12 protein-coding genes and 1 tRNA gene are annotated in these 15,477 nt (G+C 67.9%); 3 read left to right on the top strand and 10 right to left on the bottom strand.

What is annotated here, in order from left to right; translation table 11 throughout:
* Positions 1-113: 113 nt before the first annotated feature.
* The 5 genes from DEIMA_RS00270 to DEIMA_RS00250 form a co-directional block, all read right to left on the bottom strand.
* Entirely contained in the window at positions 114-1,085 is a 972-nt protein-coding gene (locus DEIMA_RS00270; protein ID WP_013555222.1) for an aldo/keto reductase, read from the bottom strand.
* Between the two features lie 499 nt (positions 1,086-1,584).
* Entirely contained in the window at positions 1,585-4,515 is a 2,931-nt protein-coding gene (locus DEIMA_RS00265) for an adenosylcobalamin-dependent ribonucleoside-diphosphate reductase (protein WP_013555221.1), read from the bottom strand.
* Positions 4,516-4,792: 277 nt separating this feature from the next.
* A complete protein-coding gene (locus tag DEIMA_RS00260; protein ID WP_013555220.1) occupies positions 4,793-5,056 on the bottom strand; it encodes a DUF3006 family protein in 264 nt (87 codons plus the stop codon).
* Between the two features lie 109 nt (positions 5,057-5,165).
* Positions 5,166-5,654, bottom strand: coding sequence for a YbjN domain-containing protein (locus DEIMA_RS00255; protein WP_013555219.1), 489 nt, complete (start codon positions 5,652-5,654; stop codon positions 5,166-5,168).
* 165 nt (positions 5,655-5,819) lie between these two features.
* Positions 5,820-5,896 (bottom strand) — tRNA-Arg (locus DEIMA_RS00250).
* 79 nt (positions 5,897-5,975) lie between these two features.
* On the opposite strand from DEIMA_RS00250, the gene ddrC reads away from it, so the two are divergent.
* Positions 5,976-6,689, top strand: a complete 714-nt coding sequence (gene ddrC, locus DEIMA_RS00245; protein WP_013555218.1) for a DNA damage response protein DdrC — start codon at positions 5,976-5,978, stop codon at positions 6,687-6,689.
* Positions 6,690-6,745: 56 nt separating this feature from the next.
* Here the strand turns inward: ddrC and DEIMA_RS00240 are convergent, their stop codons facing one another.
* Both DEIMA_RS00240 and fba read right to left on the bottom strand, forming a co-directional pair.
* A complete protein-coding gene (locus DEIMA_RS00240) occupies positions 6,746-7,423 on the bottom strand; it encodes a hypothetical protein (protein ID WP_148234844.1) in 678 nt (225 codons plus the stop codon).
* 151 nt (positions 7,424-7,574) lie between these two features.
* Positions 7,575-8,492 (bottom strand): class II fructose-1,6-bisphosphate aldolase, encoded by a 918-nt coding sequence (gene fba / locus DEIMA_RS00235; protein ID WP_013555216.1) that lies wholly within the window; start codon positions 8,490-8,492, stop codon positions 7,575-7,577.
* Positions 8,493-8,658: 166 nt separating this feature from the next.
* On the opposite strand from fba, the gene DEIMA_RS00230 reads away from it, so the two are divergent.
* Complete coding sequence (locus DEIMA_RS00230) at positions 8,659-9,873, top strand: aminotransferase-like domain-containing protein (protein WP_013555215.1); 1,215 nt, start codon at positions 8,659-8,661, stop codon at positions 9,871-9,873.
* A gap of 52 nt (positions 9,874-9,925) precedes the next feature.
* Here DEIMA_RS00230 and DEIMA_RS00225 read toward each other — a convergent pair whose 3' ends face one another.
* Together DEIMA_RS00225 and gatB are read right to left on the bottom strand one after the other, a co-directional pair.
* Positions 9,926-10,627, bottom strand: coding sequence for a hypothetical protein (locus DEIMA_RS00225; RefSeq protein ID WP_013555214.1), 702 nt, complete (start codon positions 10,625-10,627; stop codon positions 9,926-9,928).
* A gap of 204 nt (positions 10,628-10,831) precedes the next feature.
* Complete coding sequence (gene gatB / locus DEIMA_RS00220; RefSeq protein WP_013555213.1) at positions 10,832-12,241, bottom strand: Asp-tRNA(Asn)/Glu-tRNA(Gln) amidotransferase subunit GatB; 1,410 nt, start codon at positions 12,239-12,241, stop codon at positions 10,832-10,834.
* A 98-nt stretch (positions 12,242-12,339) separates the two neighbouring features.
* On the opposite strand from gatB, the gene DEIMA_RS00215 reads away from it, so the two are divergent.
* Positions 12,340-12,891 carry a 3'-5' exonuclease gene (locus tag DEIMA_RS00215; RefSeq protein ID WP_013555212.1) on the top strand — a complete coding sequence of 184 codons (552 nt, stop codon included), beginning with the start codon at positions 12,340-12,342 and terminating at the stop codon, positions 12,889-12,891.
* 157 nt (positions 12,892-13,048) lie between these two features.
* Here DEIMA_RS00215 and lon read toward each other — a convergent pair whose 3' ends face one another.
* On the bottom strand, positions 13,049-15,466 hold the full coding sequence (gene lon, locus DEIMA_RS00210) for an endopeptidase La (protein ID WP_013555211.1): 2,418 nt from the start codon (positions 15,464-15,466) through the stop codon (positions 13,049-13,051).
* Positions 15,467-15,477 lie beyond the last annotated feature (11 nt).

The following is a 15,477-nucleotide window of genomic DNA, read 5'->3' as shown; positions in this document are numbered from 1 at the left end:
CCATGACAGGTGCGTAAACGACGCCGAAGGCATGAAAAAAAGCGCCCTTTCGGACGCTGATAAACACAGGATAGCGCGCTATGCAGCGAGGGTCAAGGCGATGCAGCCGGGCCTCACCAGGCGTACGCTTCGGGCGCCTGACCGCCCGGTCCGGGCCAGAGCTCGTCGAGGCGGCGCAGGGCGTCCTCGCCGAGTTTCAGGTCGAGCGCGCCAAGGTTCTGCTCCAGCTGCTCCACCGTGCGCGGCCCGATGATGGGCGCTGTCACGGCCCGCTGGTGCAGCAGCCACGCGAGCGCCACGTCCGCGGGCGCGGCGCCCAGGTCGCGGCAGAACGCCTCGTACGCTTCGAGTTGCGGGCGGTGCTTCTCGATGTTCTTCTGCATCTGCTCGCTCGCGCGGCGACCCCCCTGCACCTTCTCCAGCACGCCGCCCAGCAACCCGCCCGCGAGCGGACTCCACGGAATCAGGCCCAGCCCGAACGCCTCGCACGCGGGGATGACTTCGAGTTCGACGGTGCGGGCGTTCAGGTTGTAGAGGCTCTGCTCGGACACGAGCCCCATGAAGTGCCGTTCGCGCGCGACGCTGTTCGCCTGCGCGATGTGCCACCCGGCGAAGTTGCTGCTGCCGACGTACAGCACCTTCCCCTCCTGCACGAGGCGTTCCATCGCCTGCCACACTTCCTCCCACGGCGTGCGGCGGTCGATGTGGTGCATCTGGTACAGGTCGATGCGGTCCGTCTTGAGGCGGCGCAGGCTGTCCTCGCAGGCTTTGTGGATGTGGTACGCGGACAGGCGCTGGTCGTTGGGGCCTTCGCCCATGCGGCCGTACACCTTCGTGGCGAGCACGATCCGGTTGCGGTGGCCGGGGTGGCGTTCCAGCCAGCGGCCGATGATGCTCTCGGTGACGCCCTCCCCGAGTTTGCGTCCGTACACGTTCGCGGTGTCGAGGAAGTTGATGCCCGCGTCCAGTGCGCGGTCCATAATGGCGAAGCTGTCCTCCTCGGTCGTTTCGGGGCCGAAGTTCATGGTGCCGAGGCACAGCGGGCTGACTTGCAGGCCGGTGCGGCCCAGTTGCCGGTACTCCATGTGGTCCTCCTGTTCCCGCCGACCGTACCCCGGCGGGGACAGCGGAACATGACCCGCCGCACCGTGTGAAGGGACGCTTCACGGCACAAAAAAAGCGCCCCATGGGCGCGAATGACAATATTCTAGCGCCGTATGCAACGCGGGTCAATGGCATGCACCGGGCGGGCAGTAGTTGGGGAGCCGAACAGCCGAGGTGGGTGGAGCGTCCATGCGGCTCCACCCACCTCGGCTGTTCGGTTCTGAAGGCACTGCGTTCAGGGTCTCAACTCACAACAATCACGTGCGCGGCCCTGCGAGCGCGGTCGGCGCGAAGTGGACGGCTTCCTCTACGGTTCAGGTCGCTGCATTGAGGGTCCTCACACGGGGCTTTCGCGATGTGTTGCGGCCTCTATGACGCCTGCCGGGCTCCCGCCCCGGCGTCATGCCCTAGTGTCCTCCCGCTTCATGACAGAAGAAGAGGAAGTTTCCTTCCCCTCCTTCATGATTCAGGTGGCCGTGTTCAGCCGCACTTGCTGTAGCCGCACGCCTGGCATTTCAGGCAGCCTTCCTCGCGGATCACGGCGTTCGCCTCGCACACAGGGCACTTCTCGCCGCTCATGCCTTCGGTGCTGACGCCGCTGAGCGGGCGTTCCGCTTCGCCGCTGCCGCCGACGAGGGGCGGCAGCGCGAGCGCTTCGGCGTCGCGGGCGAAGGTTTCGAGGGCGACGGCGATCAGGTCCGCCTTGCTGCCCACGAGGCGGCCGTTGTAGCTGCCGTACAGTCCGCCGTTGATGCCACGCAGCGTCTTCACGAGCGCTTCGGCGGGCACGCCGTACTGCAGGGCAATGCTGACCACGCGGCCGAGCGCTTCACTGTCGGCGTTCGCTTCGTCGCCGGCGCGGCCGCTGGTGACCATGACCTCGATGGGCTTGCCGCTCAGGTGGTTGACGGTCACGAGGAAGCTGCGGCGGTGACCGCTGGTCGGGTCAGTGAGCTTCACCATGTCGGTGATGCCGCTGAGGCGCGCGGGGCGTTCGTACACGGGCTTGCCGGGCTTGAATGCGGGCGCGGCCGGCGCCTGTACCGCGGGGGCTTCGGCGGCGGGGGCGGCCACCTCGGCGCTCTCCTCGTCCTTCTTGGCCTTCTTCTTGCTGGTACTGAGCACCTGGAACTGACGCGAACCGTCACGGTACACGGTGATGCCCTTGCAGCCGGTACGGTACGCCTCGGTGTACGCGTCCTGCACGTCCTGAACCGTGGCGTCGTTCGGGAGGTTGATGGTCTTGCTGAGGCTGTTCGCGGCGTACCCTTCGGCGTCGAAGGCGCGCTGCACGGCGCCCTGCATGCGGACGTGATCGAGGGGTTTGATGTCGTGCGCGCACACGAACACCTGCTGGAGGGCGTCCGGGATGAAGCTCAGGCCGACGACGCTCCCGTGGTTCTCGCTGACGGCTTCGGTGACCTTGTCCCAGTCCCACTTGCCGTCCACGTCCATGTTCGCGGCGGGCGGGTACGTTTCGAGGAGCTCCACGAACAGCGGGTGCAGGAGGGCGCGGTACTCGCTGCCGATCTTGCGCCAGATGAACGGGCTGAACACCGGCTCGATGCCGGAGGAAACGCCCATGAGCATGCTGGTGGTGCCGGTGGGCGCCACGGTGAGCACGGCGACGTTGCGGCGCGGCGCGTGCGGGATCTTGTCGGCGTTCTCGGTGTACACGCGGTACACGCCGCGCTCGGCGCCGAGGCGTTCACTTTCCGCGATGGCTTCCTCGCGCAGGGCGCTCATGATCTCGAAGATGGCGGTGCGGCCCGCTTCGTTGTCGTAGCGCAGGCCCATCTTGATGAGGGCGTCGGCCAGGCCCATGACGCCCAGGCCGAGTCGGCGCAGGCTCTGGCTGGCCTCGCGGTTGTCCTCGAGCGCGAACACGTTCACGTCGAGCACGTCGTCGAGGAAGCGCACGGTGGTGCGGACGTCCGCGCGGAACGCGGCGTAGTCGAAGTCGCTGCCCTTGACGTACGCGGCGAGGTTGATGGCGCCCAGGTCGCAGGGTTCACCGACGGTGAGGGGAATCTCGCCGCAGGGGTTGGTGCTCTTGATCTGGTAACGCTCGCCGAGGTTCTTGAGGGCGCTGTACTCGTTGATGCGGTCCACGAAGATCAGGCCGGGCTCGCCGGTGCTCCACGCGTGCTGCGCGATCTCGCGCCACAGCCACGCGGCCGGGATCTTGCCGCCGTAGGTGGGCACGCCGCGCGCGCCGTCCTCCGCACGCTCGGGCAACTCAGGGAAGCTGCCGCTGAACTTGCCCTTCTGCGGCTCGAGGTAGTACTTCCCGGGCACGTCCTGCGCCGGGATGGCCCACAGGCCGTTCGCCTGCAGCGTCGCCCAGAACGCCTCGTCCACCAGGATGCTGATGTTGAAGGTGCTGATGTCACCCTCGCTCGCTTCGCGGTCGAGGTCCTTGGCGGTGAGGAAGTCGAGGACGTCCGCGTGGCCGATGCTGATGGTGGCCATGCCCGCGCCGCGGCGCGTGCCCCCCTGACGCACGACGCGCAGCACCGGGGCGTACACGTAACGCAGCGTGTTGATGGGACCGCTGGTTTCCGCGCCGCGGTTCGCCCATTCGAGGAAGTTGTCGAAGATCTCGACGAGGAAGCTCACGGGGCCGCTGCTGGTGCCGCCCGACCCCTTGATGGGCGCACCTTCGGGGCGCATGCCGCTCAGGTCGATGCGGGGCTCCAGGCCGAGCTTCGCGGTTTCGCTGACCTGACGGGCCGCGTCGATAATGCCGCCCATGTCGTCCTGCACGGTGAGGATGCCTTCGGGCAGCGCGCGGACGATGGTGACGCCGTTCTGGCGCGCGAGGACCACGAGGTCCTGCGGGATGGCGTGCCCGTACACGACGCGCGTCCAGTTGCGGATGGCGGTGGCTTCCTTGTCGCCGTCCGGCTGGGTGGGGGGACGCATCATGCCCTCGATGAAGTCCGTGACGTCGGGGTGCGCAGCGCTCATGTACGCCCAGCCGCGCACGCCCGCGTCGGGGCGGCTGCTGGGGGCGCGGGGCGTGTACACGTCGAGGTTCACGCCGTTGCCGCCGCCGACTTTCGTGACGAGCGCGAGCTTCTTGGCGACTTCCATGATGCCGGCGAAGCTGCTGGGGTCGTGCTCGGTCGCGCCCTGCACGAAGCAGTTGAGGACGTTGCCGTGCTGCGTGCCGGCACCCGCCATGACGCGCCCGCCCGGGCAGAACTTCTTCTCGGCCATCAGGTCGAAGTACGCCTGCGCCCAGTGTTCACGCGCTTCGGGCGCTTCGGCGCCTGCGACCCAGGTGGCGACGCGGCGGAACAGGCCCGCGAGGTCGCCGTCGGTCGGCTGCATGTACTGGCGCTTGGCGATGTGGTGGGCGTTCTCGTCGAAGTTCTTGAGGGCGGGCGTGGCGGTGGGGGTGGTCACGGTGAGGGTCTCCTTGGCGACAAAAGAAAAGCCGTGCCCGTTGGGGTGCGGGTACGGTGGTCCTGCGTTGGGTCGGCGCGGCCGTCGCGCCGTCGATGCCTGACTTTAACACGCCCCCCTGCCCCCGGCAAGCAAGATGTTGTACCTACATGCAGAACACATACAAGATCTGGCACCCTGCCGAGGGTACGTCAGGGTGCCAAATGTTACGTGTTGAACGGAATACGGGTATTACAGCAGGTCCCCGCGCGCCCCGCAAGGGCTTGATTTTCTGGCTTCAGAGGTCTATGTCGCCTTCAAGCCCCTCGGCGTTCAGGGCGTCCAGGCGCGCCTGCGCGGCCTGCCGCACCCCGAGTGCGGCCAGCCCGGCCGGGGCCTCAAAGTGCACCGCACCGCCGTCCACGCGGGCGATCAGGGCGTCACCTTCGCGCACCTGCGCGGGCAACCACGCGCGGGGCACGTCGAACGCGTGCTCACCACGCTCCAACCGTACCCACTCACCCTCCAGGGCGTCCACGATCACGCGTTCGTCGTCCGGCATACCGGCACGGTAGCAAAACCGTCCGCATGCATCCGCCACGCCGCTCACAGCTCACCCACTGAACAGCTGGGCCGCCCGAGTGTGGGCGGCCCAGCTGGAACTTCGCGCTTTACTCGCCGGCGAGTTCGTTGCGGAACGCCTTGAGGTCCGCGACGTAGTCCTTGAACCAGGTGGTGAAGTTTGCCTTCGTGAAGCCGCCCGCGAGGGTGTACGCGTCGTCGAGGTACAGGGCGCCGTCCTCGTCGGTGTACGCCTGCGTGAAGTAGTCGGTGCCCCAGCTGGCGACGATGTTCAGCTGACGGTCCTGCTCTTCCTCGTCCTCGGCCGGGTCGAAGCTGGAAGTGGCGTTCACGCGCTGGCAGACGCCCGCTTTACAGCCGAAGAAGTACAGGTCGACGTGGAGGTCGCCGATCATCATGTGCAGCAGCGGGTCGCCGTCCTCGTCCATGAGTTCAGCGGTGTAGCCGGCGTCCTTGAGGGCGGCGGCGAGCACGGCAGGACGGCCGGTGAGGACCTGGCTGGTCTGGGGGGCGCTCGCGCCGCCGGCAAGGGCGGAGCTGAGCAGAAGGGCGGCGCTGGTCATGAGCACTTTGTTCATGCGCCCACCGTAGCGCCTGAGGGCCGGGTGGGCGTGCAAGTTTGCGCAGGTGTGTTTTGGTGGTGGCCCGGCCGTGAGGCGGCACGCGCGGGTCTGACCGGGGCCGTGTGGCCTTGGCGCGCGCCCCTGAAGAAGATCAGGACGCGCTGCAGCGCGTCCTGGGGGTGGTGCGCCCGACTGGAATCGAACCAGTGGCCTAAGGCTTAGGAGTCCTCCGCTCTATCCGACTGAGCTACGGGCGCGCAGGCGGAGTATAGCGCGAGGTGGGCAGCCAGGCCCAGCCGTATTACGTTTTTAGCGAAATTATGCTACAATACACGTATGAAAAGCGTAATGCCATTCGTCCAACTCGGCGCACACCGCGTGCCCACCAGCACGGATGCGCGCCTCCACGCTGCCACCGCCCTGCGCATCCTCGGCCTCGAAGACGCCGCCTGGGCCGACCTCGCCCGCACGCACCACCTCCCGGACGAACCCCGCGACTTCGGCGCCGGCCCCGAAGCCACCCTCAGCCTCCAGGACTTCCTGCGCGTCGCTGTCACCACCCCCACCCGCCAGGGCCGCGCCTGGCAGGCCCGCGCGCTCGACACGCTCGCCCGCGCCCTCAGCGGCGACGTCCACCTCGCCGCCGACATTGCCGAACGCAACCCCAGCCCGCAGGAACGCCACTGGCTGAGCGCCCGCCTGGAAAACGCCGAAGCCCGCAAGAGCCTCATGAACGCCATCGCCCGCAGCGGCGGCAGCGGCGCCGTGTTCGGCCAGATCGGCAGCGTCAGCAACCGCAGCGTCCTCGGCACCGACAGCGCCACCATCCGCCGCGAACGCGGCGTGAAGCACACCCGCGACGGCCTCACCACCGGCGAACTGATGCGCCTCACGTACCTCGAGACGCTCACCGCCCGCGACCTCGACGCCGGGCGAGCCCATGGCAACGACGCCATCCTCGACCTCCACCGCCGCAACGCGCAGCGCGAACGCCTCGCGTGGGACCACACGCAACCCACCGCGCCCGTCCTGCAGCAACGCGCGAGCTGACCCACAAGGAAGGACGCCCCCATGCGGGGCGTCCTTCCTTGTGGGCGCAGGGCCCGTCAGGGGTGCGGGTACGTGAGGTACAGCTGCACTTCCGGCTGCAGCCGCCCCTTCACGATGCTGATGCGGTTGTACGTCAGCACGACGCTCCCGCTCGACAGGCGCATCAGGGACACGCTCGCGTCAATGGCGTTGAAAGTCTTCGGGTCGCTGCCCTGGAACTTCCAGCCCCAGCCGCTGCGCGCGCCCAGCCCGGTGCCGTCCACGTCGGCGCTCACCTGCACCGCGTGCGGCCTGGCGACGTAGCCTTCAGGCAGGCGCATCTCGCCGCTCACGAGATCGAGGCTGATGCCGCGCAGCGCCTCGGCGCCCGCCGCCTGCCCGAACGTCAACTTGCGGTCTGTGCGCGTGACGTTCAGCTTCACGCTGCGACCCGTGGTGGCAAGCGTATTGCGGAACACCACCAGACGCGCGTACTCCTCGGGCGTCACGCCGTAGCGCGGGTCGTACGGGGGGACCTTGCCGACGCGCACGGACGCCGCGAAATTGTCCAGCAGGTTCGGCGCGGTCGTCGCGAGGCGATCCTGAATGAGGGCGACGCCCGCCGCGGTGGTGCGCCATTCCATGACGCGCGCGGCCTGGCCGCTCGCGGGGAGCAGGGCGGTCAGGCGGGCGCGGTAATCAGTCTGGGCCAGCGCGACCGTCGTCAGGACCAGCACGGCGGCAGCGCGAAACACACGGTGGGTTCTCGGGGGCATACGCAGCGGACCTGAGCATATCGCGGGGCCGTGAGAAAACCCGTAGGCGCGCGCGTGAGACGCGTCACGTTTCTGCTCGCCAATAAGGGCGGGGGCGACGCGCAGCGCGTCGCCCCCGCCCGGCCCGCTGTCAAGCTTTGCCGACGCTGCCGAGCACGCGCATTTTGTGCTCGATGATCTGGCTCATGACCTCGCGGGCCGGGCCGAAGACCTTGCGCGGATCGAACTCCTTGGGCGTGGCTTTCAGGACTTCGCGCACGCCGACGGTCATGGCGAGGCGCAGGTCAGTGTCGACGTTCACCTTGGCGATGCCGTGCTGCGTGGCGCGCTGCAGGTCCTCGTCGGCAATGCCGAACGCGTCGCCGATTTCGCCGCCGCTGTCGCGGAAGCGCTGCACGATCTCGGCGGGCACGCCGCTGCTGCCGTGCGCGACCAGCGGAATGCTCAGCAGCTGCTCGATCTTCTCGATGCGCTCGTGGTCGATGAAGGGGCGGCCCTTGCCCTTGTACGCGCCGTGGCTGGTGCCGATGGCAATGGCGAGGTAGTCCGTGCCGGTCTGCTCCACGAACTGCACGGCTTCCTGCGGGTCGGTGAGGAAGGCGTCCTTCTCGTCCACGACGACGTGCTCCTCGATGCCGCCCAGACGGCCGAGTTCCGCTTCGACGCTGATGCCCATGGCGTGCGCGGCTTCCACGACGCGGCGCGTTTCGTGGATGTTCTCCTCGAACGGGTGGTGCGACGCGTCGATCATCACGCTCGTGAAGCCCATCTTGATGGCCTTCAGGGCACTCTCGTACGAGCTGCCGTGGTCGAGGTGCAGCGCGACCGGCACGGTGGCGCGCTGCGCGAGGTCGATGACGATGTTCGCGAGGTCCTGGCCGCCGTACTTGATGGCCCCTTCGCTCATCTGCACCATGACGGGGCTGCGCAGCCGCTCGGCGGTATGGATGATCGCCTGCGTGATCTCCATGTTGTTGGTGTTGAACGCGCCGACACCGTACTTCCCGGCGCGCGCCGGAACCAGAATGTCCTTACCAGTAACGAGCATGCAGTCCTCCTTCGCGTGGGCGGGCCGAGGCCCGCGGTCCGGGGCTCACTCTACCCCGCGCGGCGCCCGCACTCAGCCGGGCGCCACTTCCATGCGGGCAGCGGTCTAGGTGAACGGGGGTCGGCGCACACCCGCCGCGCACCGAACGCGCGTTAGGATGACGCGTATGACGACCACCTCCCCCCTGGACTGGCACGCGGCGTTCAGCGGTCGCGCGCAGCTGATGAAGGCCAGCACCATCCGTGAACTGCTCAAGCTCACGCAGCAGCCGGACATCATCAGCTTCGCGGGCGGCCTGCCCGCCCCCGAACTGTTCCCCCTCGACGCCGTGAAGCAGGCGAGCGCGACCGTCATCGAGAAGTACGGCGCAGCGAGCGTGCAGTACGGCACGACCGAAGGGCACCTGCCACTGCGCGAGTGGATCGCGGCGCAGACGCCCGGCATCACGCCCGCGCACGTGCAGATCACGACCGGCAGTCAGCAGGGCCTCGATCTGCTCGGCAAGGTCCTGATCACGCCCGGCGACGTGATGGCCGTCGAGGAACCCACGTACATGGGCGCCCTGCAGGCGTTCCAGCCGTACGAGCCTCGGTACGTGGGCCTCCCCATGGACGAGGAGGGCATCATCGTGGACGCCCTGCGCGACATCCTGCAGACGGAACGCGTGAAGGTGCTCTACACCATCCCGAACTTCCAGAACCCCACGGGGCGGACCATGAGCCTGGCGCGCCGGCAGGCGCTCGTGGAGCTCACCGCGCAGCACGGCGTGATCGTCCTTGAGGACGACCCGTACGGGAAGCTGCGCTTCAGCGGGGAGCTGCTGCCCAGCCTGTACGAACTGGGCCTGCAGTACCACGGCGGCGACGCGGACGCGAACCACGTGGTGTACAGCAGCAGCTTCAGCAAGACGCTCGTGCCGGGCTTGCGTGATGCGTGGGTGCAGGGCGCGCGCCCCATCATCAACAAGCTGGTGCAGGCGAAGCAGGGCGCGGACCTGCACACGCCGATCTTCAACCAGATGATCGTCACGGAGCTGCTCGCGGACGTGCTGCCGCGCCAGATCGAGATCGTGAAGGCCGCGTACGGCGCGCGCGCGCAGGACATGATGGCGCGCATGCGCGAGCACTTCCCGGCAGGCGCGGAGTACACCACGCCGGACGGCGGGATGTTCCTGTGGGTGACGCTGCCGGACGGCGTGAACACCACGGACCTGCTGCCGCTGGCGGTGGAGCGCAAGGTGGCGTACGTGCCGGGCACGCCGTTCTACGCGAACGGCGGCGGCGAAAACACCCTGCGCCTGAGCTACTCGAACGCGCGCACCGAGCAGATCGAGCGGGGCATCGCGGCGCTCGGCGCGACCATCCGCGACGCGCTGCAGTAACCCGCATGAAGAGGCGCGGCCCTGCGGGGCCGCGCCTCTTCATGCGGTGGGGTTACTTGACGGCCATGAGCGCCATGACGTCGGCGCGCTTCTGGATTTCGCCGTTGCGGATGACCGTGGCGCGGTACCGCAGGAGCAGGCGGGGTTCGCCGGGGAGCTGCAGGATTTCCAGGCGGACGCGGGTGAGGGTGTCAGGGGTGCTGGCGTCCACGTCGCCTTCCTCGATGATCCAGGCGCGGCCGGCGCGGGGCCCGAGCTCGTCGAGGTCCTTCACGTCGACGGTGGTGCCGCGGGCGACGCCGTAGGGCGTGCGGAACTCGTCACGGTTGAGGTCGAGGATCAGGCCGTCGAGGCCGTCGAGGCCGTCACCGCCGTCGATGTTGACGATGCCGTCCGCGTCACCGCGTGCCAGGGTGACAGTGCTCTGCCCGGTGGGGTTGAGGGTCACGCGAGGGTGCAGGAAGTGCTCGAATTCGGCCTGGGTGACGCCGTACGCGGCGTTGTACGGCAGGGGGCCGTCGGTGGGAAGGGCGCCGAGTTCGTCAGCCTTGTCGACGAGGGCGGCCATGACCTTTTCGGTGATGGCGGCGTCTTCGGCGTTGGTCACGGCCTCGACGAGGGTGACGGGCGCGGTGACTTTGGCATTCGCGCCGAGGAGTTTGGGGAGGGGGAGGGCGTCGACAGCGTGAGCCGCACCGCCGAGGGTGAGGGCGAGCAGGCCAGCGCGGAGCAGGGAGGTCAGGTGCAGCTTCATCGACCAGAAGCTTAGCTGGTGAACTATTACAGAATTGTGTCAAACGGACACCATCACATCAGCTGTTCCTCATGGACGCAGGCCCGTTGAGTTTTACGCGCTCAACTTCGTCCAGCGCGCCCTCCGGCACCCACCACCGAACAGGACCGGCGAAGGTGACCGCCGGTCCTGTTCACAAATGTAAAGTCCTGTTCCGGGCGGTGCTCAGCCCTGCAGCTTCCGCATCAGCACGTCCCGCACCACTTCCGGCTTCGCCTGCCCACCCATCGCGCGCATTACCGGACCGAACAGCGCGTTCGCCGCCTTCGCGTTCCCCCCGCGGAACTGCTCCACCGCCTTCGGGTTCGCCGCCATCGCCGCGGAAATCGCCGCCTCGATCGCCGCCGTATCCGTTACAACCGCCAGCCCGCGCTCCCGCACCAGCGCCGCCGGGTCCGCACCCTCCATCACCTCCGGCAGCAGCTCCTTGCCCATCTTCCCACTCAGCTCGCCCGCGTCAATCAGCTTCACGAGCGTCGCCAGGTGCGCCGGCGTCAGGCGACTCGCGCCGATGTCCAACTCCCGCGCCGCCAGCCACCCGGCCACGTCCCCCAGCAGCCAGTTCACGAGCTTCTGCGCGTCCGCACCCTCCCCCATCGCCGCGTCCAGGAACGCGCTCAGCGTCACGCTGTCCGCCAGCGTCTCCGCCGCGTCCGCCTTGATGCCCGCCGCTACGTACCGCTCGCGCTTCTGCACCGGCAGCTCCGGCATCCGCGCGCGCACGTCCTCGATGAACTCGCGCGTAATCACCAGCGGCGGCAAGTCCGGGTCCGGGAAGTAGCGGTAGTCCGCCTCGCCCTCCTTCGTGCGCATCACGAAGGTCTTGTTGCCACCCTCATCCCAGCCCATGGTGTCCTGCCGCACCACACCGCCGCCCTCCAGCACCCGCGTCTGCCGCGCAATCTCGTACTCCAGCGCGCGCGCCACACTCCGGAAGCTGTTCAGGTTCTTGACCTCCACCTTCGTTCCGAACGGCTCCCCCGGGCGGTGCAGGCTGACGTTCACATCGCAGCGCATCTTGCCCTCCTCCGGGTTCGCGTCACTCACCCCGAGCGCCTGCGCGAGCGCACGGACGTACCCCAGGAACACGCGCGCCTCCTCCGGCCCGGCAATGTCCGGCTCCGTCACCATCTCGATCAGGGCACTCCCGGCACGGTTCAGGTCCAGCAGGCTGTACGGCGCGTACGCCGGGTGCACCAGCTTGCCCGCGTCGTCCTCCAGGTGCGCGCGCTTGATGCGGATGCGGCGCGCCCCGACGTCCACCCAGCCGTCCCGCGCGATCGGCCGGTCGTACTGACTGATCTGGTAGTTCTTCGGCGCGTCCGGGTAGAAGTAATTCTTGCGGTGAAACTGCGTGAACCCCTCCACGTCGCAGTTCAGCGCCAACCCAAACATCACCGCGAGCTCCACGGCGCGCGCATTCACGACCGGCAGGGTACCCGGCAGTCCCAACGTCAACGGGTCCGTGACGGTATTCGGCGCCTGGCCGAAATAGTCCGCGTTGCACGCGGAAAAAATCTTCGTGCGCGTGTTCAGTTGCAGGTGGACCTCAAGCCCGATCACCGGCTGGTACATAACCGCGAGTATAGCCGCCGGGCCCGCCACGCCCGGACCGCCTGTGCAGCTTGGCCTTTCCCTCACCCCTGCCCGCCCACCCGGCAGTACAAGGGAGCATGAGCGCGCAGCCGATCATCTTCCTCGACACCGAAACAGGCGGCATGGACCCCGCCGTCCACCCGCTGCTGACCGTCGGCCTCGTGACCCTGCAGGACGGCGAGATCACCCGCCCCCTGCACCTGCGTGTGCGCCACGACACGTACACCGTCGACCCCGAAGCGATGCGCGTCAACGGCATCGACCTCCTCACGCATCACGACGAGGCGCACCCCCCCGCCGAAGTCGCCGCGGCCATCCGCGCGTACGCCGCCGAGGTGGGCCGCGTCATGCTCGGCGGGCACAACTTCGCGTTCGACCTCGGGTTCCTGCGCACGCTCCTGCCGGACCGCAGCCGCGTCTTCCGGTGCGGGCACGTCGACACCAAAACGACCGCGCAGTTCCTGATCCACGCGGGCATCCTGCCCAAAAAGGTCGGGACGGCGCTCGACCAGCTCGCCAAGCACTTCGGCATCGAGTACCAGGCACACGACGCCCTCGAAGACGCGCGCACCACCGCCATCGTGTACAACGAGTTCCTGAAACTCGTCCGCGCCGCACCCACCACCTGAGAAGGCCGGCACGAAGACACCATTGGGGGGCGCCCCTGTTGGTCCCCTGAGCGGGCACAGGTGCAAACCCCGCCAGGGCAGGAGGCTGCGGCAGCGTCCCACCCTGCACGACCAACCCCCGGTCCGTGATGGGCCGGGGGTTGGTCGTGCAGGGACGTTACGCGCCGGGTTGCTGGACGTTCTTCGCCGGGGTGGGCGGCACGACCGGCTGTTCCGGGGCGTCGAGCAGCAGGCGGTCGAGGACCTCACCGACGTGCTCCACGACGTGGACCTTCAGCTCACCGCGGATGCTCTCGGGCACTTCCTTGAGTTGCGGTTCGTTGTCTTTCGGAATGATGATTTCTCGGATGCCGCCCTGGTGCGCGGCGAGGAGCTTCTCCTTCACGCCGCCGATGGGCAGCACGCGGCCGCGCAGGCTGACTTCGCCGGTCATGGCGACGTCGAGGCGCACGGGGCGGCCGGTCACGGCGCTCGCCACGGCGGTGGTGATGGTGATGCCGGCGCTGGGGCCGTCCTTCGGCGTGGCGCCGTCCGGGAAGTGCACGTGCAGGTCGAGCTTCTTGTAGAACTCAGGGTCCGCGCCGTACTTCGCGGCGTGCGCGCGGAGGTACGCGACGGCGGCGCTGACGCTTTCCTTCATGACGTCGCCGAGGCTGCCGGTCATGACGATCTTGCCGCTGCCGGGCGTAGCGAGCGCTTCGACGACGAGCATGGTGCCGCCGACGCTGGTCCACGCGAGGCCCTGCGCGACGCCGACCTGGGGGTCTTTCTCCATGCGTTCGGGGCGGTGGAGGGGCACGCCGAGGTAGTCGGGGATCTGCGGGGCGTCGATGGTGCGCACTCCTTCCCAGGCGTTTTCGAGCAGTTCACGCGCGGCTTTGCGGGTGAGTTTGCTGATCTGCCGGTCGAGGTTGCGCACGCCGCTTTCGGCGGTGTACTCCTCGACGATGCGGGTGAGGGCGGCGTCGGTGATTTCGAGTTTGCCGTCGAGGCCGTGGCTCTTGATCTGCCGGGGCACGCGGTAGCGGCGGGCGATCTCGACTTTCTCCTGCATGGTGTAGCCGGGAATCTGGATGACTTCCATGCGATCGAGCAGCGGGCGCGGGATGGTCTGCAGGCTGTTCGCGGTGGTGATGAACATCACCTGCGACAGGTCGTACGGCACTTCGAGGTAGTGGTCCTGGAAGGTGTGGTTCTGCTCGGGGTCGAGGACTTCGAGCATGGCGCTGCTGGGGTCGCCGCGCCAGTCGCTGCTCATCTTGTCGATTTCATCGAGCAGCATGATCGGGTTGGTGACGGCGGCGGTTTTCATGCCCTGGATGATGCGTCCGGGCATGCTGCCAATGTACGTGCGGCGGTGGCCGCGGATTTCCGCTTCGTCGCGGACGCCGCCGAGGGCCATGCGGACGAACTTGCGGTTCAGGCTGCGTGCGACGCTCTTACCGAGGCTGGTTTTCCCGACGCCGGGAGGGCCAACGAGGCAGAGGATGGGCGCGCGCAGTTCGAGGTCCTCGGGGCGGTCCTCGGCGCTCTTGCTTTCCTTCTTCTGCTGACCCTGCGTGAGCTGACGCACCGCGAGGAATTCGAGGATGCGTTCCTTGACGTCCTCAAGGCCGAAGTGGTCCTCGTCGAGGATGCTGCGGGTGCGGGCGATGTCGAGGATTTCCTCGTCGCGCTTGCTCCAGGGGGTATCGATCAGCCACTCGATGTAGTTGCGCACGACGGTGCCTTCGGGGCTGCCGCCGGGCGTGCGCTCAAGGCGTTGCAGTTCCTTGAGGGCTTTGTCTTTGACTTCGGCGGGCATGCCGGCCGCTTCGATCTTCTCGCGCAGCGCTTCGATCTCGGCGGGGCCTTCCTCGCCGCCGCCGAGTTCTTTGCTGATGGCCTTCATCTGCTCGCGCAGGTAGTATTCGCGCTGGTTGGCGTCCATCTGTTCCTTGACGCGCCCGGCGATCTTCTTGTCCATGTTGAAGCGCTCAAGGTCGCGGTTGAGGAACTTAAGGACCTTGGTGAGGCGCTCGTTCACGCTGAATGCCGCGAGGACTTCCTGCTTCTCGTCGGGCGTCCAGGTGGCGTGGTGCGTGATCTGGTCCGCGAGGGCCCCCAGGTCGGTGAGGGCGCGGATCGCTTCAACCTGGTAATTGTCGAGGCGGAGGTTTTTGTTCTGGCGCTGATACTCGTCGAACGCGCTTTTCACTTCGGTGGCGAGCACGTCGGCTTCGTGGGCGTCGGCGGTGGTGGTGGCCTGCGTTTCGGCGCGGACGCGCAGGTAGCTGCTGGCGACGAGTTCGCCGACGCGGGCGCGTTCCTGCGCTTCGACGAGCACCTGGAGGGTGCTGTCAGGCATGCGGACGACCTGCTTGATAACGGCGAGAACGCCGACGTCGTGCAGTTCGGCGAGGGTAGGGTCGTCGGTGCGGGCTTCGCGCTGGGTGAGCAGCAGGACGCGGCGGTCGGCGGCCTGGGCTTCTTCAACGGCGCGTTTGCTCTTGGCGCGGCCCACGTCGATGTTCATGGTGGTGCCGGGGAGCACCACGATATTTCTGAGGGCGACAACGGGGAGTTCCCAGTTCATTGTTTCTCCTT

It is taken from the genome of Deinococcus maricopensis DSM 21211 (assembly GCF_000186385.1).
Classification (GTDB): Bacteria; Deinococcota; Deinococci; order Deinococcales; family Deinococcaceae; genus Deinococcus_B; species Deinococcus_B maricopensis.
Note: the sequence above shows the minus strand (reverse complement) of the source record. Positions and strands in the feature narration are given on the sequence as shown.